Raw genomic sequence first — 20,079 nt, 5'->3', positions numbered from 1 at the left:
GGTGGTCCGGGGCGGGGGTGTCCCGCCCCGGGACCGGTGGGGCTAGCGGGTGGTCGCGCGGAGGGCGGCGGTGGCGGCGTGCCCGATGGCGCGGGCGGTGGTGGTGGGGTCGGTCAGCACGTGGACGGTGGACCCGGCGAGGGGGGTGTCGTGGGTGGCGGTGGTCAGCCACAGCACGGCGCACCCGGACGCGCGCAGCCGGTCGAGTTTGCGTTGCCCGTCGATGCGGGGCTGGTAGCGGTAGTCGCCGTCGGACACGATGACCAGCAGCCGCGCCGCGCCGGGGCGGGACAGCCCGAGGGCACCGTCGAGGGCGTCCAACGCGACCGGGATGTCCTCCCAGTTGTCGTTGGACTCGAACTCGGTGACCTCGGCGGGCGGGCGGCCGGGGTGGGTCAGCGGGCGCACATGGTGCCCGAAGATCACGGTGGCGGTGTCGGTGGGCACCCAGGTGTGGCGGGCGGCGTTGGCCAGAATCCACGCCGCCGAGGCCACGTGGGCGCGTGCCCACCCCATCGAGCCGGACACGTCGCACGCGATCCCGACCCGCAACGGCGGGACGGTGACCGGGGTGCGGGTGGTGCGGGTGAACGGTTCGGCGGTCACCACCGCCCCGGCGGCACGTTGGGCTTCGGCGGCACGCACCCCGCGCATCCGCAACCGTCCCGGCGGGACCTGCGAGGTGGACTTCACCGCGACCCGTTCCCGGACCCCGGCGGTGTCCAACGCCCGCGCCAACACCCGCGCGGCGGTGCGCTCCTCCGCCGTGGGCGGGCGGGTGCCCGCGAGCCGGGTGCGACCGGTGCGGGGACCACCGGCGGCGAACACCCGCCGCGCCGCCTCCTGCGCCTCCTCGTCGGCGGCGTCGGCGTCCGCCTTCGCGGCGGCGGCGACGGCGGCGGGGTCCTCGGGTGCCTTCTCCCGCGCCACCGTCGCCGCCACCCCGGTGAGCACGGCGGCGATCGCGTCCGCCAACGGCGACGGGTCGGGTGCCGCGCCGGGGTCGGGGTCGGCGGGGGTGTTGGGGTCGGTGTCCGGGTCGGTGCCGAGGATCTCGCACCATTGCCGCCCGAGGTCGAGCATGGTCTCGCCGTCGTCGTCGGCGGTGCGCAACGCCGTGCGCCACACCGCCCGCAACCTGTCCAGCACCTCGGCACCGAGTACGTCCTCGATGACACGGGCGACCGGGGCGACCTCGGCGCGGGTGAGCACCCCGCCGTCCGCGCGTCCCAGCAACAGCGCGGCGGTGTGCGCGGCGTGCGCCGGGGTCATCTGCGGGGCGGTGGCGGGGTCGGCGAACAGGTGCAGGTCGGCGGCGACGATGCCCTTCACGCACGCCCGCAACCAGTGCCGGTCGTCGGGGCGGCGGCGGACCTGCGCGGCTTCCATGCGGGGCTCCTCCAACAGCATGGCGGCGGCGACCACGCCGGGCGGGGCGTCAGGCGGGGGTTCCCAGGCGGTGTGTTTGGCGTGCCCGCACTCGTGGGTCAGCGCACCCCACGCCGGGGCGTAGCGGGGGCGGTCGGACAGGTTCGCGGGGTCGACGGTGGCGGGGTCGACGCCGAGGTGGTCGCCGTCGACCTCGATCAGCGCGCGGGCGGGGTAGAAACACGCCGGGGCTCCCCCGCCCGCGCCGGGGGCGACGGTGACCAGGAGGTCGTCGCGGTCGGCGATGATCGGGACCTCGTCGGCGAAGGCGGCGGACAGGGTGAGCCATTCCGGGCGCGTGGGGAATACGGCGGCACCGGTGGCGGTCGGGTCGGTGGTGAAGTGGGTGCTCACGGTTGGGAGTCCTTTCGCGACGGTCGCGGTTCAACGGAGTGGGTGGCTGATCAGGGTTTGGTGGTGATGCGGGCACCGAGGGCGAGCGGGGTGACGGTGCGCCCGAACGCGTCCCGCACCACGGCGGCGACGGTGGCGCGGTCCCCTTCCGGCGCGATGCCCACAAGATTCCCGGCGGCTGCGTCCACACCGAGCACGGCGGCGATCTTCTTGAACGCCAACAACTCGCGCAGTTGTGGTGCCCACCCGACCTCGCCCCGTTCCTGCCGGGTGGCGAGGTTGCGCGCCACGCGCACCGCCTTACGGTCCACCCCCAACTGGTCGGCGAGGTCGTAGTCGCTGGACACCTGCACCTGCACGGAGAACCGGGACGCGAGGGCGTCGGTGAGCACCGCCCCGTGCACGCCGGGGTTGTGCCCGGCGACCACGTAGAACCCCTCGGCGGCGTCCACGACCTCGCCGCCGTTGGCTTTGATCACGATCTGGCGGCGTCCGTCCATCGCGGGGTAGACCACGGCGAGCACGGTCGGCGGGATCAGCGTCGCGTCGTCGATGAACAGCGGCACCCCGTCACGCATCGCGCGGACCAGCGGACCATGCACGAACACGAACTCCCCGTCCGGGGTCTTGGTGTAGTCGCCCACGAAGTCGGCGACCAAGGTGTCCCCGTCGCCCTGAACCGTGATGCAGTCCGGGAACGCCGCCTCCACCACCGACGTCTTGCCCGTGCCGGGCGGTCCGTACAACAGCGCGGCGACCCCGGCGTCCCGCAACCGCCGCAACGCCGTCACGTCCGGCAACGAGGTCCCCTGCACCAGGCGCGGGTGGTAGTCCATCCCGTTGGGGCGTTTCACCGGACCGGTCACCACGCCCGACGACCGGGCGGAGGACCCGCCCGTCCCGGACGGGGCGGGCGCGGCGGTGGCGGCGGGTGCCGGGGCGGAGGTCCTCGCGCGGGGTGTGCGGGGTGGGGCGGGGGTGATCGTGGGTGCGGCGGCGGACGCCGTGGTCGCGGTCGCCCGATAGCTCACCGGGGTGGTCGAGGCGACCTCCGCCTCGCCCCGGTCCGCCAACGCCCGGCACGCGTTGCCCACCGCCCCCGAGGACCGGTTCAACGTGTGCGCGATGGTGCGCGGGGTCAGCGCGGTTCCCGTGTTGTCGGCGAGGATCTTGGCGACCATCGCGCGCAGTTCACCGTTGCGCAACCGCGACCCGCCCGCCGGGGCGGTGGGCGTGGCGGCGGGTGCCGGGGCGGTCGGGGTGGGCGTGGTCATCGCGGGTCCTTTCGATTCCGTGCGACAGGCGGGCGCGCTATTCGGGTCACCTGCAACTAGTCCGGGGAGTTGTTTCACCGGACATGGCTCGCGCCGGGCGTGGTATTCCATGTGATTCCGGTTCCCCTGGCGACAATTCAATTATGACTCTGCACCGCACGTCGCGCAACGGTTTGGCAGCTCATTTTCAAGACTCTTTTCGACCGCACCCGGCGAATATCGCCGCCACCAATCATGGGAAATCGGGCATTCATAAATGCGGTGAACCCGCGTTCGCGCAGGTCAGCGGCATGCGTAAATGCCGCGACTCCGCGGAGCGGAACCGAGACCAACGGGAATCGGAGACAAAGGAGATTTCCACAACAGAACCCAAAACAGTAGGGACACGCGAATCGAATCGGTCATGAGACAGAGGAGAAGTAGCGGGAATCCGAATGATCGGAGTGTGACCACGAGTCCGCCCCGATGTGTTCACCGGCTTGTGGGCAAGCGAGTCTGGGATACCAGTGGATCCCCCCACAGCCCCGGTGACCGGCGTCTTCACCGGCCGCGGGGGGTGGCGTTCTAACGGGATCCCCAACCTGATCCCCAAGGTGATCCCCCATGTGAACCCCCAACGGAAGCGGCCGTACGCGTGAACGATCTCCACACCGGAACGGCCACGTTGACCGTGTCGGGTTGCCTCAGTGGCGCGCTCAGGGGGAGGCGCCGTCACACCTCGCCCGGTCGGACGCGGCTCGAAGACCGTGCCGAAGCACATGGGAAGGGGTGCGGTGGCATAGCGAGACGACGGAGTCCCGTGGGACCTGCGCCGCCTGTAGAAGAATCTTTTCGCCTTCACCTGCGGGCTCGCCGTTCGGGCGACACTTCGCGACGGCCTGAGGCGTCGAGTCGAGACTCTCTCCACGGTTACTCGTAATCCATCGACAAGAATGACGGTCAAACACACTCCCCATGCACGATAGCATTCCGACCCCCGACATCGAAGCGATGCCCAATAGGTTCCCTTCTCGTCCGCTGAAGATGCGAAAAGCCTCTTCCAGCGAAAGTCCTGTGCGCGCCTGGCGTGGGCATTATCGAGGTGTTGAGGCCGGTGGGCCCTTCGTCGAGTGAACTCGGAGGGACGCGAATTGCTTGGACAGGCTCAGTCGCGCGCACCTGCACGGTGGCGAGAGTGCCTTTTCCGCGAACACCGGCGGAGTTCGACGACGGTGACCGATCCCCCGCCGCGGCGCCCACCCCGCAGCGTGGCCCGGGCGGCAACTGACCGACCTGGTCGCCGCCAGCCGGGCGCGGTCGTGGTGGTCACCCCGCCTTGCTGTGGTCACGATCGGCTCCGGGCGGATGAGACGGGTCGCCGACGTCGTGGCGGCGGCGCAGTCGCTCGGCAAGGCCGATCGTCTGCGGGGTCGGCCGCTCGTCAACCTCGGTCAGCCGCGTGGTCAGCAGGGTGAGCGTGCGCGGGATGGCGTCGAGTTGGCCGAGGCGTTCCTGCAGCCGCATGATGTCGCGGTAGATCAGCTCGTTGTGTGGGTCGAACGCGCGGGCGATCTCCAGCAGGTCCAGTGTCTGCTGTGGGTCCTGGTCGACCAGGGCGCGGGCGAGGGCGGCGACGGCGTCGATCGCGTCGCGGCGGATGGCCTCGCGGGCGGTCTCGATCCACTCCGTGCTCAGGCCGTCGGCCAGTGGTCCGCGGTAGCTGTCGACGATGTGCCGGTATGCCTCGACCCGCTGCTGGTCGGTGGTGGCGGCGCGGCGGGCCGCCACGGCGGCGGCGAAGGACCAGTAGTCCACCTCCACCAGTTCGGCGTCCAGCCGGTAGCGACCCTCGCCGACCAGCACGACGTCGGCCAACGCACCGTCGGTGGCGGCGGCCAGCGCTCGACGCAGACGCGAGAGCGAGGTGTTCATCGCGTTCGTGGTCTTCTCCCGTGGGCTGGTGGCCCACAGGGCTGCGGTGAGCGCCTCGCGGCTGGCGCCGTCGGGGTGCAGCGCCAGGAACGTCAACAGCTCGCGCAGGCGAGGTTGGAACGCCGAGGTGACGTCGCGTTCGGTGGCCGCAGCGTCAGGTGCCTCCGGCGTGGGGCGCCACCAGACCTGCGGCGGTCCCAGCACACGGATCCGCAGCGGCACGAACGGCGTGCCCTCGCCTGCGTCGCCGCGGTCCTCCGGGTCCTCTCCGGTCGGCCGCTCGATCTCGGTGGCGCCGTGCCGTTGGTCGTTGTCGGGGGTGGGTTCGCTCCGCGGGCGGGCAGCCTGCTGGGTGAAGCGCAGTCGAAGACCAGGCGAGGTTAGGGACGCGGATGCGACGATTTCCAGGTCGCGGTCGCCGCGCCGTTCGCCATCGCCGTCGGTGGCCATCAGTTCGAGATCGGTGTCGTCGACCGGGTCCTCGGCCACGATGTGCTGGTCCTCCGTCGTCGTCGCGGGGCCCCCCGCCTCATCCGTGCGCTCTCCGGGGGCAGGATCGTCGGTCACGACGAGGGGGTGCCGCGGGTGCCCTGGAGGCGGGTCGTCGCCGGCGAGGTCTTCGGGTTCGGACCCGTCCTCGGCATCCGCGTCTCGCAGCAGGGCCAGCAGGTCGGCGGTGTCGTCGCAGCCCAGCCGAAACACGCTCGTTCCGTGCAACGACACGCCGAAGCCGGGACTGGTGGCGGAGATGGTGCCGTCGTCGCGGACGTAGGCGGTCACCCCAGGAGCCCACTGGCCCACCAGCAGCCCGGTCACCCCGACGCTCGACCCGTTGTCCAACACCGCCTGCAACCGTCGGGACTGCCGTCCCGGCGCGCGGGCCACCAGCACAACGGGCTCCCATGCCTGACCGGCGGCGGGATGTTGACCGAGGCGCACCAAGGTCTCGGACTCCAGCACGTCCAGGGCGGCGTCCAAATCGGCCACCACGTGCACGCCCGCCGGTAGCGGCACCTGGGCCGCCCGCCGCCCGAGCAACACCGCCAGGTCCTCGGCCGCGACGACAACCCTGGCCGGTCCACTGGCGGCCTCGGACGCGGTGGTCAGGACGGTGACGAGCAGCGCGCGGACCGCGGCGGAGGCGCCCGCGCCAATCAGCCCGAGGCCGTGCGAGGCGGCCAGGTCCAGCGCGATCTCGCGGCCGTCCCGAACACCCACTGGCAGGATCGACACCTGATCGTCGTGCCTGTCCTCGGCTGTGCCGACCACCACGGGCGGCGCCGGTGCCCGCCGCAGGCGTGCACTCGGCCCGTCGAGACCCAGCTCGCCGTCCTCGACGTCGGAGCCGAGCACGTCGTAGTTCGCGCGCAGGTGCGCCAGCCGTAGCTGGTAGATGACCGGTGCGACGGGCAGGTCGCTGCGGTTGCCACTGCCCGGCACGTAACGGCGGCGACTGCGGCGGCGCGCCGCGACCAGGGCCGCGCTGACCGCCGAAGCCAGACCGAGTCCGACGAACAACTCCTCGCCCCACCGGAGCCCCGGTTCGTCGAGCACGTCCGTACTCGGTGGCGCCTGGGTGGCGGACGGCCGGATGTCCTGGGGAGCCTGTGTGGTCGCCGGGGTCTGCGTCGTGGCGGGTGCCGGTGTTGTGGAGGGTGTCGGCGTCGTCGGGTTGCTCGGTGGGGGTGTCGTCGTTGCCGGAGGGGGCGTTACGGGGCCCGGTGTCGGTGGACGGGGTGGGTTCGCGGGCACGGTGGCGTCGTCGGGTAAGGCCATCTCTTCGCCGGGGAAGACCAGGCTGGGATGGATGAGGGTGCCGCCGTCGGGTTGGGGTTTGCCCTTGTTGAGTTCGAAGATCTCCGGCCAGCGGTTGCCGTCGCCCAGGGTGCGGTCGGCCATCCGCCACAGCGAGTCATACACACCGGTCCGCGGGTTGTACGGGAGCACCACGGCGGACTTCACGCGGGCGGGTTGCTCGGCCGCGACGGGGGGTGCAGACCGGTAGGGGGCGCTGTAAGCGGCAGTCTGCACCTCGGCGGGATGGGACCACGCGGACGCCGTCGCGACCACGGCGGGACCGCCGGGGCCGAAGGCGGGCAGCGGCGCGGCAACCACACTGGCGCGCTGCCCGAGGACGGAGATCAGCACCGCGCCGACGAGCACGGCCGCGATCCGTTGCATCGGACCGGCCGCGGCCAGGTCTGGCAGCCGGGCGTTGCGGGCGATCTCGATGGCGCAGCGGGCGACGTCGAGGGCGAAGGCGCCCCACACGAGCCAGGTCACGCAGGCGAGGAAGTCCAGCAGGAACGTCGCGGTCATCGGGCCGAGCACCACGCCGTGGATCTCGGCCCAGGAAGGCAGGTGGTCGGGCAGCGGCCAGCCGATGAAGTGCGTCAGCGCCCACGGCAGCCCGGCCAGCAGAGCGGCAAGGACGACACCGGGCAGCAGCCCGCGGGTCAGCCTTGCGAGGAATCCGAGCACGCGCCCGGCGCCATGCCACGCCCGAGCTCGCCGCGGCCGACGCGGCTTCTGCCGAGAGAGGCGTGGTGGTGCGGTCATGACGTACTCGTTTCCTCAGCGGAACAAGGAGGTTGATGCTCGCCATCGTCTGGCGCGATCACCCACGTGTCCGGCGGCGAATCCGGGCGGCAGCGGCCAGCGAGGTCAGCTCGCCTGCGCGACGAGTCGCTCGACTGCACCGGCCGCGGTTGCCTCCTCGCGCGGGGTGGTCGCTTCCTCGGCTACCGGTGTCCTCGGTCCGGAGGTTCGTCGCGCGTTGCTGTGCGTCCCGGAACCACTCGGGGCCTTCTTACGCTTGCCGCGGGTGGCTTTGCAGCCCGCGAGCCACCCGGTGAGGTCGCTGGCCTTGAGGTCGGTGAACTCGGCCAACTCCTCGACGCCGATGACATCCTGGGCTTCGGCCAGCACGTCGCCGAGTTCGCGCTCGATGTCCTCGAGTTGTCCGACGATGGCGGCGCGGCGCTGGGCGAGTTCGCCGACCTGCTGCGCGGCGGCGGCCCGCCGCGCACTGCGATTGGTGTCGGCCAGCTCGACACGCCGGCGAATTTCCTCCGGTGTTGCCATGCTGCTTCCCCTTCCTCTGCTGCCTATTCACGATCAATAGGCGGTGTGGTCATGGATCGAACGCGCTCACCCCGCGCTGCGGATGGGCGCTGGCCTGGCCGTGAACGTGGAGCGAGCCGATGCCGATTAGTCCGAGCAGTTGGGTGGGCTGGGTAGCCGTCACAGTGACCGTGACGGTGTCGCCGGAAACGGTCACCGTGCCGGTCGCGCCCTCGGCGGCCAGATGCGCCTGGGCGCCTGCGGCCGCCTGAGCGGGCACCAGCTGCACCGTGCCGCTGCCGCGGTAGGCGGCAAGGTCGATGGCCTGGGCTCCGGCGCGCGCGGCGGCCTCGGCCTGGCCGTTGGCCCGCACTTTCGCGGCCAACGCGAGGCCACCATCCAAGGTGAGCCCGGCCAGGGCGAGGATGCCGAGGGTGAGCACGACGACGAACGCGCTCACCCGCCCCTCGTCCGCGCGCCACCACAGCTTGCGGGTGCGCCACCAGGCCGTCCACGAGCTGGCTGCGTACGGGGTCGGCCGGACATGAACGGCTCGGCGAATCATGTCTGCCCCCCGGTGTTCACCGTCGAGCGCCAGAGGTCTACGGGTTCGACCGAGGTGGCCGACAGGGTCTTGCCGCCGGGGACGCCGAGGATGAGCGCGTCGCCGAAGTCCACTTTGCAGGACACGGTCACGCTGACCGTGCCGCCGGGTCGCAGGCCACCGGTTGCGGCGCTCACCAACAGGGACGCACACGTCACACCCGCCGAGGACAATGCACTCGCCGCAGTCGACTGGGCCGCTGCGCTCGCCGCCGCCGGGCTGCGTTCGATACTCGCGGCGCGAGCCGCTTGGTGGGCGGCGTCGTCGACGCGGATGCGCGCGTCGACACCCCGGTGGATGACCACACCGACGAAGACCAGCAGCATGACCAGGAAGGGTGCGACGATGGTGACTTCGGCGGCCACGGAGCCGCCGTCAGCCCGCCACCAGGCTGCCCACCCCTGCCGGTCGGGGCATAGGCGGCAGTGGAACTGTCGTCGGGGTGTGCCGGGTGGCTGTGGTGTTGTCGTCTGCGCTGTCATGGCGATCACCCGCCCGCCAGGTCGGGAACGAAGCGCTCAACCGGCCCGACCGCCTCAGCGTGCACGGGCAGACTCAGGAACGGCACCACCGAGGTCGCTGTCCCGTTGATCCGCACCGACGCCGACGTCGCTGCGCGGTCGGTGCTGACGGCGGTGTCCCGCAATGGGCCGCCCGCGAGCTGGTCGAGAAGCTGCTGCGCGCTGGCTGTTCCCGCTGCGGCGGTCCCGTGCTGGACTCGCGCGGCGGCCAGACCTTGGGAGGCTGCAGCCTGGGCGATGTGCGTAGCGTGCGACCAGAGCGCGAACTGCACGATCGCCAACAGCATCAGCAACAGCAGCGGTGTGGCGACAACCAGTTCCGCGCTGACCGAGCCGCGCTCGCCGCACAGCGCGTCGCGGACTCGGCACCACCAACCGGCACCGGACGCCCACCCACTACGTAGGTCTTTGTGGTGGCTCATCGGGATCACATGGTGATGCCGTTGGCCTTCTCGGTGACCTTCGCGACCACGATCGCGATCACCGCGAGCGCGGCCACGACCAGCAGCGCGGTCACCAAGACGGTCTCGGTCGAATACCCGGCCTCCGGCCGTCGCCGCAACTCTTCCCACCGTGCTTGCACCACGCCCCACAATGCCTCCACGTGTGTGCGCATCGTGTTGTCCTCCCTTGTCGTTCGCGTTTGGTCGTTGTCCGCGCGAGATGTCACAGTCCATTGAGGACCTGCGTAAGCGCGGGGTAGGCGATGAAGGCCAGGAACCCGAGAAACAGCGCCATCACCGGCAGGCTCATGCGCTCGGTGGCGGCCTGGGCGTCACCTTCGGCCTCGGTGATCTGATGGGTTCGCAGCGCTCCGGCCTTCGCGGCCAGGGAGGTGCGGACCTTTGCGCCCTCGGTGCCTGCCAGGCTGACCGAGGCCGCGAGCTCGGCGAGCTCGGTCACGTCCAGTTCCTCGCCGAGCTGGCGCAGCGACGCCCACGGGGTCGTGCGCGTGAGGCGGGCGGTGTCCAGGGCGCGGCGAATCTGCTCGAACCCCCACCCGCGGCCGATGTTCACCGAGTCGCCCAGCGCGCTGTCGACTCCGGCTCCCCCTGCCAGGGCGATCCACACCAGGTCCAGGTAGGCCGAGAGGGCGTGGCGGAACCCCGTGCGCAGCTTCGCGGCTTGGGAGCGGGCTTGCAGATCCGGCAGGACGAACCCGACGGCCGCCAGGACAAGTCCGGCGATGATCGGGAACTCGAAGCCGAGTCCGAGCCCGGCCACGGTAAGGACCACGGTCAGCAGGACGGGCAGCAGCAGCCCGGCGACAGTGAGGGTGGCTTTCTCGGCCAGGTGGGTCGAGGTCGAGCGGCCGATGACTGCCAGGTCCTTGGCCAGGCGCGGGCCGGGGAGCCCGAGCACTCGCAGTGGGGCAACGGCGGGTCGGCCGAGCCGGGCGGCCCAGCCGGTGTCGTCGGTGGCGACGATGGGTGCTGGAGCAGGTGGGGCGGTGGCGTGGGCCAGCACCGCGCCGAGGGCTGGTCTTGGCGGGAACAGGTAGACCGCCAAGGCCCACAGGCCGATCCCGGATCCGATGCCCAGGGCGATGTAGGTGATCATGGCGTTCACTCCTGCCTCGCGGTGACGAGACCCCGTGCCGGGCTGGTCGCCGAGTCCTGGTCGGCGTTGGTGGAGAGGAAGCGGTCGGGCTGGGCGACGCGGGCGATGCGGTTCAGCCACGTGAACCCGGCGGCGAACAGTGCTCCGATGCCCAGCAGCACGATCTGCCCGGCGGCGCTGTCGTAGGCGCCCATGTAGTTGCGGTTGAGCAGCACCACGGCGACGGCGAAGGCCAGGGTGGTACCGACGATGACGCGCACCGAGGTGCGGGTGCGGGCACGTCCGGCCTCGACGCGCATCCGCATCGAGGCTTGCCCGCGGGCAGCGTCGGCCAGCGACCCGAGCAGGTCGGCGAGCTGGCGGGTCTGTTGTTCGGCGGCCAGCAGCAGGGCAGCGATCACCAGGTCGCCGATCGGGTCGTCCAGGCGTTCCCCCAGGCGCCGTAAGGCGGGCGCGAGCCGGCCGCCGTTCTCGATCCCGGCGGCGAGTTCGCCGACCTCACCGCGGATGGCCGTGGGTGCCAGCGGCGCCGTGGCGAGGATGGCCTGCTCGAGCCCGGCCGCGGCCGACAGGGTGTCGCGCAGCATCTCGGTCCACATGGCGATGGCCTCGATCCGCGCGACTCGGCGGGTGTGCTCGGGGTCGCGGCCCAGCACCCGCGGAAGCGCCCAGGCGGCGAGGCCGGCCAGGACGGCGCCGACGACCCAGCCGGTGAGCAGACCGGTCACCACCCCGGCGGTCACGGCCAGCGCGATCCGCAGGCCGCGGTGCTGGTCGACGGTCCCTGCCGCGCGGGCCCGGGTGCGGCGCTGACGCCGTGGGTTGGTTCCGCGCCAGCCAAGGATCACCAGTAGCAGGCCGAGCCCGGTGCCGACACCGAGCAGCGCCGCGGCGGCCGTGGTGGGGCTGAGGGTGATGTTCACGGCCCCCACCAGCCCTCGGGGTTCTCCAGCACGCCGGGGTCGAAGCCAACGTCGACCAGGTTGTCGAGGGTGTCGCTGCGCAGCGCTCCGGCCACGGGGCGCGCGCGGCGGTCAGGGCCAGGGCGGTAGACCTCGTTGGAGATGACCTGTGGGCCGTCGGCGCCGACGACCTCGCGGATCGAGGACACGACTCGGGTCCGGCGGTCCTCGGCGCGGGCCAGGTGCACCACGAAGTGCACCGCTGAGGCGACCAGCAGGTTGGTGGCTTCCAGCGAGAGCCGCTCGACACCCTGGGCGGCGTAGGAGGCGAGGCGGGTGAAGGCGATCCGGGAGCTGGAGGCGTGCAGGGTGGCCATCGAGCCGTCGTTGCCCTGGGACATGGCGTTGCACATCGGGATGACCTCGGGACCGCGGATCTCGCCGACGATCACCCGGTCCGGGCTCATCCGCAGGCCCCACCGCACGAGTTCGGCCTGGCTGATCGCGCCCTCGCCCTCGATGTTGGCTTCACGGGCCTGGAAGGCGGTCACGTCGGCGTGGATGTCCGGGTCGTGGTCCAGGCCCAGTTCGAAGGCGTCCTCGATGGTGACGATGCGCTCCAGCGGATCCATCTCGGACGCCAGGGCGCGCAGCAGGGTGGTCTTGCCCGCGCCGGTGCCGCCGGTGATCAAAACGTTCTTGCGGGCCTTGACCAGCGCCCGCAGAAACGCCTCCAAGCTGGGGTCCAGGGTGCCTCGGCGGCGCAGCTCGGGCAGGGTGACGGTGAGGTAGCCGTGACGGCGGATCGACAGCGCGGTCACGCCCCCGGCGGTCAGGCTCATCACGGCGAACAACCGCTCCCCGCCGGGGAGCTGGAGGTTGACCGCCGGGGAGCCCTGGTCGAACCGCCGCTCCTGACTGCTGGCGCGGGCGGCGAGCAGCCGGACCAGGTCGGTCAGCTCCTCGTTCGAGCCCGCGATCGGGCCGACCGGGGCGCGACTGCCGTCGTTGTACTGGACAAAGACCCGGTCGAACCTGTTGGCGTTGATCGTCTCCACGGTCGGGTCGTCCAGCAGCGGCTGCAGCCCGGCCATGCCGAACAGCTCGTTGACGACCTCCCCGACGACCCGCTGCTCGACCTCGCGGGGCAGCAGCTGCCGGCCCGCGGCCAGCTCGTTCTCGGTGTGCACGCGCAGCGCCTCGTCGAGGATGCCGCGCGCCAGCTCGCGCCGCGCCTCGCGGGTCGCGGTCGTCCCGGTGCGGTCCTGCTGATCGGCCACCCGCTGCGGAAGTTCGGCGTTCAACCGGTCCCGCAGGTGCTGCCGCAGCTGCGTCGTACCGGCCGAGAGGTCCGCGGTGTCCTCGTCGGTGCCCCATCCCAGCGGTGGCACAGCAGCGTCGGGGCCAGGTGCGGCGCTGCCGAACGGGGCCGCTCCGGACGGCTGGTGGGGGCGCAGCGGCACCGGCGCCGGGTACTGGTTGGTCGGGTACGTCACGACGCCTGCCCTCCCTGCTGGTCGTGGTGGTCGGCAGCGGGGTTCGATGCGACGCGCACACCGTTGGACGAGACTGCGCCGGGTTGCACACCCGGAACCGAGCGCAGGGCCGGGGCCTGCGTCACCGGCTCAGCGGGCCGGGGTTGAGTTCGGCTGGCCGGTGTGCGCTCGCGGGTGGCGAGTTCGGTGGCGACCCGGTGGGCGAAGCGGCCCAGCGCCGAATGTGCGGGGCCGCTGCGCCCCCAGCGCAGCTTGTTGGGCCGTCCGCACAGCACGGCCGCGCCGCTCGGATCGTCGGGCACGCGCCCCAGGGGCGGGACGCCGAGTTCGCGGGCGACCTCGGCGGTGGAGTAGCCCTCGCCAACCAGCAGCAACACCGGGTTCGGGCTCCAGCGGCCGACAGTGGGCAGCTGGCGCGGCAGGTGCGCGAGGTCGTCCGCATGAGCCCGCGACAGCAGCACGACCGCGTCGGAGGCGCGCACGATCGGCAGAGCGGGCGAGCCGGGGTCCATACGCCCGCAGTCGACGATGACCACCGTGCCCGGCTGGTCGGCCGCCGCGCGCAACACACCGAGCCCGCTGGTCGGGTCAGGAGCCAACGCCGACAGCGCCGCGCGGGCCTGGTCAGCATCGGGCGGGGCGGAGATCACCGGCAGGCCGCCGGGAAGCTGCTGGGCGTGCCGCCACACCAGGTCGGCGTCGCCCCCACGGCGCGCGGCGGCGGCCAGGCTGACCAGGCCCGGTGTCGAGGACAGGGAGAACCGCAGGCCGAGGTCGCCACCGGAAGGATCGGCCTCGACCACCAGCGCCCGTGCCGGAGCGGGCCAGCGGGCGGCCAAGGCCACGGCCAACGTGGTGGCGCCCGGTGAGCCTTTCAGGGACAGGACCGACATCAACATCAGCGACCTCCAGCAGAGAGCATCACGATCGACAACTGACCGGCCTGCACCGCGGCGACCTGGCGAGCGGCGGACTCCGACAGCTGCACCGACACCACGGTGTTCTGGTCGTTCGCCGGAGTGGTCACGCTGGTCACCACCGCAGGCCAGACCGTGCCGCCATCGGCGGGCGGACTGGTCGCGGTACCGACCTGGCCGGGCACGAACACCACCGACACCCGCGCTCCCGGACCGACCTCCGCAGGAAACTGGCCCGGTTTGAGCGCGAGGGCGGCGATGGCCTGCCCGTCCGTGGGCAACGCGGCGCCGCCGACGGCGTTGGGGGTGAGCAGTGACCCAGCCGACAGGCTGGTGGCCATCGGCCTGCCGACCACGGTGGCCGCCTGGTCCGCGCCGACGACCGCGACGCCGGGGTCAACCGCGACGTTGACCTGCCGCAGGTCCTGCGTGGTCAGCACGTGCCCTACCGGCACGCCGCGGGCCAGCGCGAGCACGGCCTGCCGATCTCCGGAGTTCAGCGAGATCAGCACGAAGCCGCCCACGCAGGCCAGGACCAGCAGCACGCCGAGCAACAGGTACGGCACGCTTCGACGGCGCCCGGTGGTGCGCAACCGCGAGGCGGGAGGCTTCTTGCCGTCGTTGATCCAGGGGCCGTTGACCATGCTCGTGGCTCGGTCGGTCTCGGGCCGGGTCGTGGTGTTGGTGCTCACGCCGGTACCTCCAAAAGGCATGGGGGTAGTGCGCCGCGTCGCCGAAGGACGATCAACGCGCGGAACAAGTGTTATTGCTGCTTGTTGTGAAAGGAGTCGTTCAGAGCCGGCCCGTGCTGATCAGCCGCCACCGTTGTTGAGCGCCTGCGACTCCGCCACGCGGAAAGCCGCGTCGCTCGTTGTGGTCATGTCCGGGAAGGTCCCGCCCTGGCCCGCGCCCGACCACGTGACTGTCCAGTGCACAGTCGCCGTGACCGGATACGCCTGCCCCGGCTGCCCAGCCGACGAACGGCGGTAGACATGGCCGCAGTCCGGGGAAGGCGCCTTCGGATCATTTCCTGCCTTGTAGGGCGTCCCGGCATCGGTGCAGGTGACAGTGGAACCGTCGCCCATCACCCAGTCCACCGACGTCGGCGTCGCCACCGCCGTCACCGACACCCCAGGCACCGAGGCCGTAGCAGAGACAGGGCCCCAGCCGCCGGACAGCCACATCCACGTCGGCAGGTTCACCAACTGCTCGCCAGCGGGGTTCGCGGCAATCGTCGGCGAGGGAAGCCGGAGCTGCTTGCGCGCCATCTGCGCCAGCTCGGCAGGCGAGGGCAACAGCGCCGCCCCGGGCTGTCCGCCGTCCGCAATCCATACCGGCGGCCTGTAAAGCCCGTCCGCGACGCCCTCGGTGGTGCACTTCCACACGTACCAGGCTCCGGGGCCCTGACCGGGCTGCGCCGCCTGCCAGCGAACCACAGCCGGACGGAACACCGCGGCGTGGACCACGTCGCCGCTGGTCGTCGGCGGCTGGTACGCGGCGGTGACGACGCCACCGGCCGGTGGTTGGTAGTCGCTCTTGACGTACGAGCAACTCGCCAGGTTTGAGTCACCACCGACGATCGCATCGCCGGGGTTGCTGGGCTTCCCGCTGCCGGGGTTCGTGCCGGTGCCGGGACGGTTAGGGGTATTGCCCTGCCCAGGGTTTCCGCCGGGTCGCCCGTGGTTGCCGTTGTTGCCCACTCCCAGCTCACATGCCGGAGTGGGGACCTGACTGCAATTCGTGTTTCCCCAGCCGCCGTCGGCGAGTGCGGGTGCTGCGAGACCGCCAAGGCTTGCAGCGACGATTCCGGTGACAAGTGTAAAGCGTCGCATGGTCAACACGTCCCCACGTCGTGTACGCCGAAGTCCGACACCTTCCAGGAGCCGTCAGATTGCTTCTCAACGATGGCGTTGATCGCTTGACGGCCGCCCGGCTCGTTGTCGGCGAGCTGCCCGTTGTCGGCGCGGTACTTCAACCAGTCCGTCGAGTCACCGCAGTCGGAAATAATGATCTTCTTCGGATCGCCCGCAGGTTCTACCGAGGACACTGTCGGGTTCAACACCGGCTGACCCTTGGTGACCAAGCCGTTGTAGTGATCGGCGTACAAGCCGCGTGACAGGTTCGTCAGAGCGACGCCCGTCGCGTGTTGCCCCAGCTTCGGCGACTGCCAGTCGGACGTGCGCCCGGCCTCGACAAAGTTCTGCCACATTCCCCGATAGGCGGCCAAGGCGTCGTTCTTGGCCTTTTCCTCGGCCGACAGCGCGGTACTCGGGCTCGACGTTGCTGACGGCGCCCCCGCGGGACTCGACGTCCCCGGCGGCGGACTCGCCGGATCACCGGAACTGCAGGCTGCGAGGACAGCGAGGCTGACTGCGCTCGTGACTGCGCGGCCACCCCAGGAGCGGAATATCCCCCGTACCACGGGTGCACCCCCATACTTCCGTGAAGATCGCCTTGTGTCTCGTGACACTCCCACGTCTACACCACCCGCCCCGACCGACTGCAAAGTCGGGAAGCACTGACTTTCAAGTCGGCATGGCATCCACTCACAAAGATTCACCCGATCGGGCCATTCTGGTCACTCTGTGAGACCTCACGAGGTATCACTTAGAGCGAGAAGTGGCGCGCCTTAGGGGTGAAAGCCGTGTTGATATTGCCACGAACGATGATTACGGGTGTGATCACTTGCCCTCGCCCGTATTGATCATTCCCTGGATGGCCCTCGGCATGCTATCGGGAAGCGTGCTCGGTTTCATGACGCGGAGTCTGCTGCGAGCGAAGCCATTCAGCCGTCTTAGTTGGACGATGTCAGCAACGCTCACCGGGCTACTGTTCGCGGTGCTGGCATGGCGGCTGGGCTGCGGTCTCGCCTTGCTGGCCTACAGCTACGTGGCGGCCGTGCTGGTGCCGCTCTCGATCGTGGATTGGGCTGAGCAACGGCTTCCCAGCATGGTGGTGCTTCCCAGTTACCTGGTCCTCGGCGTTGCCTTCGGAGCGGACGCTGTTCTCGAGTACGACTATGTGAACCTGCTGCGGTCGGCGGCCAGCATGGTCATTCTCGCCCTGGCCTATCTCTCCCTCGCGCTCGCGACTGGGGGTCTCGGTGCCGGTGACGTCAAACTCGCTGGCCTCCTAGGGCTCACGCTCGGGTGGTGGAGTTGGTCGGCGCTGTTCACCGGGACGTTCCTCAGTTGGCTGTTCGCCGCGACCGCTCGGGTTGTGCTCAGGTCGACCGGACGTGTCGAACGCGACGATCCGATGCCCCTAGGTCCATACCTCGCGCTGGGCACCATGGTGACGGTCGTTCTCGGCTTGTCGACTAGCTCCTAGCAAGCGAGTCGCCCGCGCGAGAGCCGGGCGCGTATTCTGACAGTCCGTGATGCCTGCGCCGCTCAGACGGTTCGCCGCCGGTAGGCGCGGCCCGGGATAGACGCCTCCATAGCAAGCCGATCGGTGAGCCGTTCAAGCCGCATGCTGTTGCAGAAGGCATCAACGGCGTAGCGGTTGATGACTACCTTCCGCGATCACACGTCTCTATCGTGTTCCCCTGACGGAGCCGAGTCGCTACCACAACCCACGCCCACGTGTCTTCACTTACCGAGGAATACGCACAGTGGCATCCGGTTTCACCCGGATGGCATATCGCGGTCATTTCGCCATTTTCGCACGTCACCACACCCGCCGCCCAGTAGCCGCCCCATCGCCGCCACGCCCCCGCTCTGGTTCGTGCTGTGCGGCGGACGTTTAGCTGCGTTGGCGGGTTCGCGGCGGTTCTACCAGCACCGTTACCACCGGGAACCCAGCGCCAGTTCGGTTCGGCTGGCGAGCAACTAAACGTTCGATGCTATGGGAGTAGCAGAAAGTTCGAAACAAACGTAAATCGGGACTCGCTGAGTTACGGAGTAGAAGATGACACTCTCGCAGCGATTCGCGGAACCCGCGGTTCCGCGATACCCACAATCAAGGCTCGCTGTGCCTTGTTTCCTCGTGCAGCCGGTGTGGGTACGGAGTTGGACCACCGCACGAGGCGGTGACGCACGATGAACGACCGCGGACCTTGGGCGGTGACGTGCCGCGACGTCGTCGGCCGTCCTAGGAGCCTGACGGTGCTCGTGCGCGGCTCGGAAGTCGTGGTGGTGGCGCCCGCAGGTGAGGCAGCCGCACTCGACGCCGCTGAAGCCGAGCAGTTCCGCTTCGTCTTCACCGAGGCCAAGGAGGTGGCCGCCACCCCGGACCCCGGTGGCCCTGCCCCCTCCGCGGGGAACGGCACGGCGAGAACGGTGAAGCAGTACGGCGACGGTCATCCCCCAGCCGTCGCAGGGCGCTCTGCTTCGCCGCCATGTCGCGGCGGAACCACGACCTCGACACGTGGTTCCGCCGCGATCCCCGCCACTCCGTCGACGAAGGTCGCGTGATGGCGCTGGCTCCGGTGATCACAGCGCTCGCGGCCGTGGTGCTAGTTGGTTGCCTGCTGTACCGGGCCTTCAGGCAGCGGCGTTCCGAGGCGGCATCCGGCAGACACAGTCTCGCCGCGTCCTACATCGGCAGGCATTGGCGTCAGCCGAAGCAGCCGCCGTCACCGATGTTGTTGCACGCGCTGGAAACAGTCGGCACGCACGGCTTCGGTTTCACCCGCGAGAGCGAAGCAGCGTGACGTCTCGGCGATCAACGACGACCACGCATTCCGCGCGTGTTCGGGCGACCTAGGTAGTCGCGCGGCCATGAGTGTCGCGTCCTCGATCACGGCGGAGCCGAGGTTTTTCCTTGAGGCGCCTCGGCTCCGCCGAACCACCCCTGCAAGAAGGAGTCCTTCCATGACCACGGCGACAGCAGCCGCCACCCGGCAACGGGACGATGCCAAACCGATTTTGCTCTCGCAGTACTACACCGACCTGCTGAGTTGGCCGACGACGATCGCCCCCGATACCGGCGAGGTCCAACTGCGCCTGGGCGAGACGATCGACGCGCTGGTGATGCGCGCAAGGTTCGGCGGTGAGGTGAACCACCAGCTCGTCCAAGCGATGCTGCATGTGCCGATCATCATCGTGCCCGGCGCGAAGGTGGTCGACTGGGTCTTTCTGACCCAGCCTCGCACACCGATGCGCCGGTCGACCATCGACGATCTCATGGCCGCTGAGGTCGGGTGGTACGACGCGGATGACACGATCGCGCTGCCCGCCTTCGGCGCGACCGAAGGTGACCTGCGCTGGTTGCAGTGCCCGGAGGCCAGAGCGGAACTACCGAGCTGGGAAACCATCGTCGGCGCGGTCCGGCGCACCTTTATGCGGACGTGGTGATCGGGTCATGACGATCGAGCACCCCGAGCACCGTCACCCTGAACACGCGGTGGTCATCGCCTCCGGCGGGCTGGACTCCACGGTGCTGGCCTACTGGTTGGCCGCCCGCCACAGCCGCCTGACGCTGGTGTCGTTCGACTACGGGCAGCGTCACCGCGTCGAACTCGACCACGCCGCCGAGATCGCACGGCTGCTGCTGAGCCCGCACCGGATCATCGACCTGACCAGTCTGGGCGCGCTGCTGACCGGTTCGGCGTTGACCGACACCTCGGTGGCGGTGCCCGATGGGCACTACACCGACGAGTCGATGGCGGCCACCGTGGTGCCCAACCGCAACGCCATCATGCTCGACATCGCCGTGGCGGCCGCTATCGCGGTGCGCGCGGACGCGGTCGCCTTCGGCGCGCACGCCGGAGACCACACCGTCTACCCCGACTGCCGACCGGAGTTCGTGGAGCGGTTCGCCCGCAGCGCGCAGACCGCCAATGAGGGCCTGTTGGCGCCGGGGTTCCAGGTGCTCGCCCCCTTTCTGACCTTGACCAAGACCGACATCGTGCGCGTCGGCGAGGCGCTGGGAGTGCCGTTCGCCCGCACATGGTCCTGCTATCGGGGCCGGGAGGTGCACTGCGGCACATGCGGGACCTGCACCGAGCGGCGGGAAGCCTTTCGCAGCAACGGCATCGCCGATCCAACCGTCTACTGGGCCGCGTAGAGGGGCGTGAGGATCGTGGAAGCGAAGTCGACAAGTCTCG

Annotated in this window: 20 protein-coding genes; 5 read left to right on the top strand and 15 right to left on the bottom strand. The window is 70.4% G+C overall.

The features are described 5' to 3' along the window. Window positions 1-42 precede the first annotated feature (42 nt). From IEY98_RS31265 to IEY98_RS31195, 15 genes are all read right to left on the bottom strand, one after another. Window positions 43-1,782: a hypothetical protein gene (locus IEY98_RS31265; protein ID WP_189214292.1), complete on the bottom strand. Its 1,740-nt coding sequence runs from the start codon at window positions 1,780-1,782 to the stop codon at window positions 43-45. A 50-nt stretch (window positions 1,783-1,832) separates the two neighbouring features. Next, on the bottom strand, window positions 1,833-3,056 hold the full coding sequence (locus IEY98_RS31260) for an AAA family ATPase (protein ID WP_189214291.1): 1,224 nt from the start codon (window positions 3,054-3,056) through the stop codon (window positions 1,833-1,835). Between the two features lie 1,305 nt (window positions 3,057-4,361). Further along, window positions 4,362-7,448, bottom strand: a complete 3,087-nt coding sequence (locus IEY98_RS31255) for a transcriptional regulator (RefSeq protein WP_189214290.1) — start codon at window positions 7,446-7,448, stop codon at window positions 4,362-4,364. A gap of 183 nt (window positions 7,449-7,631) precedes the next feature. Then, the gene (locus tag IEY98_RS31250) at window positions 7,632-8,051 is read right to left on the bottom strand and encodes a hypothetical protein (RefSeq protein ID WP_189214289.1); all 420 of its coding nucleotides are present in this window, start codon (window positions 8,049-8,051) and stop codon (window positions 7,632-7,634) included. A 49-nt stretch (window positions 8,052-8,100) separates the two neighbouring features. Continuing rightward, complete coding sequence (locus IEY98_RS31245; protein ID WP_189214288.1) at window positions 8,101-8,490, bottom strand: hypothetical protein; 390 nt, start codon at window positions 8,488-8,490, stop codon at window positions 8,101-8,103. Between the two features lie 101 nt (window positions 8,491-8,591). Further along, window positions 8,592-8,999 (bottom strand): TadE/TadG family type IV pilus assembly protein, encoded by a 408-nt coding sequence (locus IEY98_RS31240; protein ID WP_268244622.1) that lies wholly within the window; start codon window positions 8,997-8,999, stop codon window positions 8,592-8,594. A gap of 122 nt (window positions 9,000-9,121) precedes the next feature. Beyond that, window positions 9,122-9,577: a TadE/TadG family type IV pilus assembly protein gene (locus IEY98_RS31235; protein WP_189214286.1), complete on the bottom strand. Its 456-nt coding sequence runs from the start codon at window positions 9,575-9,577 to the stop codon at window positions 9,122-9,124. A gap of 5 nt (window positions 9,578-9,582) precedes the next feature. Next, window positions 9,583-9,771 carry a hypothetical protein gene (locus IEY98_RS31230; RefSeq protein WP_189214285.1) on the bottom strand — a complete coding sequence of 63 codons (189 nt, stop codon included), beginning with the start codon at window positions 9,769-9,771 and terminating at the stop codon, window positions 9,583-9,585. A gap of 50 nt (window positions 9,772-9,821) precedes the next feature. Beyond that, the gene (locus IEY98_RS31225) at window positions 9,822-10,715 is read right to left on the bottom strand and encodes a type II secretion system F family protein (protein WP_189214284.1); all 894 of its coding nucleotides are present in this window, start codon (window positions 10,713-10,715) and stop codon (window positions 9,822-9,824) included. Between the two features lie 5 nt (window positions 10,716-10,720). Then, the gene (locus tag IEY98_RS31220; RefSeq protein WP_189214283.1) at window positions 10,721-11,647 is read right to left on the bottom strand and encodes a type II secretion system F family protein; all 927 of its coding nucleotides are present in this window, start codon (window positions 11,645-11,647) and stop codon (window positions 10,721-10,723) included. Beyond that, window positions 11,635-13,008, bottom strand: coding sequence for a TadA family conjugal transfer-associated ATPase (locus IEY98_RS31215; protein WP_373292507.1), 1,374 nt, complete (start codon window positions 13,006-13,008; stop codon window positions 11,635-11,637). Before IEY98_RS31215 ends, IEY98_RS31220 begins: the two co-directional genes overlap by 13 nt. Window positions 13,009-13,109: 101 nt before the next feature. Beyond that, entirely contained in the window at window positions 13,110-14,012 is a 903-nt protein-coding gene (locus IEY98_RS31210; protein ID WP_189214281.1) for a MinD/ParA family ATP-binding protein, read from the bottom strand. Further along, entirely contained in the window at window positions 14,012-14,722 is a 711-nt protein-coding gene (locus tag IEY98_RS31205; protein ID WP_189214280.1) for an SAF domain-containing protein, read from the bottom strand. The genes IEY98_RS31210 and IEY98_RS31205 overlap by 1 nt, the downstream gene beginning before the upstream one ends. 120 nt (window positions 14,723-14,842) lie before the next feature. Continuing rightward, window positions 14,843-15,730 (bottom strand): hypothetical protein, encoded by an 888-nt coding sequence (locus IEY98_RS31200; protein WP_229787803.1) that lies wholly within the window; start codon window positions 15,728-15,730, stop codon window positions 14,843-14,845. Between the two features lie 134 nt (window positions 15,731-15,864). Beyond that, window positions 15,865-16,257 carry a hypothetical protein gene (locus IEY98_RS31195; protein WP_229787801.1) on the bottom strand — a complete coding sequence of 131 codons (393 nt, stop codon included), beginning with the start codon at window positions 16,255-16,257 and terminating at the stop codon, window positions 15,865-15,867. 578 nt (window positions 16,258-16,835) lie between these two features. Between IEY98_RS31195 and IEY98_RS31190 the strand changes: the two genes are divergently transcribed. From IEY98_RS31190 to queC, 5 genes are all read left to right on the top strand, one after another. Continuing rightward, window positions 16,836-17,360, top strand: a complete 525-nt coding sequence (locus IEY98_RS31190; protein WP_189214278.1) for a prepilin peptidase — start codon at window positions 16,836-16,838, stop codon at window positions 17,358-17,360. A 710-nt stretch (window positions 17,361-18,070) separates the two neighbouring features. Beyond that, window positions 18,071-18,445, top strand: a complete 375-nt coding sequence (locus IEY98_RS31185; protein WP_189214277.1) for a hypothetical protein — start codon at window positions 18,071-18,073, stop codon at window positions 18,443-18,445. After that, window positions 18,445-18,684, top strand: a complete 240-nt coding sequence (locus tag IEY98_RS31180) for a hypothetical protein (RefSeq protein WP_189214276.1) — start codon at window positions 18,445-18,447, stop codon at window positions 18,682-18,684. The genes IEY98_RS31185 and IEY98_RS31180 overlap by 1 nt, the downstream gene beginning before the upstream one ends. A gap of 160 nt (window positions 18,685-18,844) precedes the next feature. After that, window positions 18,845-19,327, top strand: a complete 483-nt coding sequence (locus IEY98_RS31175; RefSeq protein ID WP_189214275.1) for a hypothetical protein — start codon at window positions 18,845-18,847, stop codon at window positions 19,325-19,327. A gap of 7 nt (window positions 19,328-19,334) precedes the next feature. Next, window positions 19,335-20,039, top strand: coding sequence for a 7-cyano-7-deazaguanine synthase QueC (queC, locus tag IEY98_RS31170; RefSeq protein ID WP_189214274.1), 705 nt, complete (start codon window positions 19,335-19,337; stop codon window positions 20,037-20,039). Window positions 20,040-20,079 lie beyond the last annotated feature (40 nt).

This window comes from Actinokineospora fastidiosa (assembly GCF_014648415.1).
GTDB classification, from domain to species: domain Bacteria; phylum Actinomycetota; class Actinomycetes; order Mycobacteriales; family Pseudonocardiaceae; genus Actinokineospora; species Actinokineospora fastidiosa.
The sequence above is the reverse complement of the archived record's forward strand: the minus strand, read 5'-3'. Positions and strand labels throughout refer to the sequence as shown.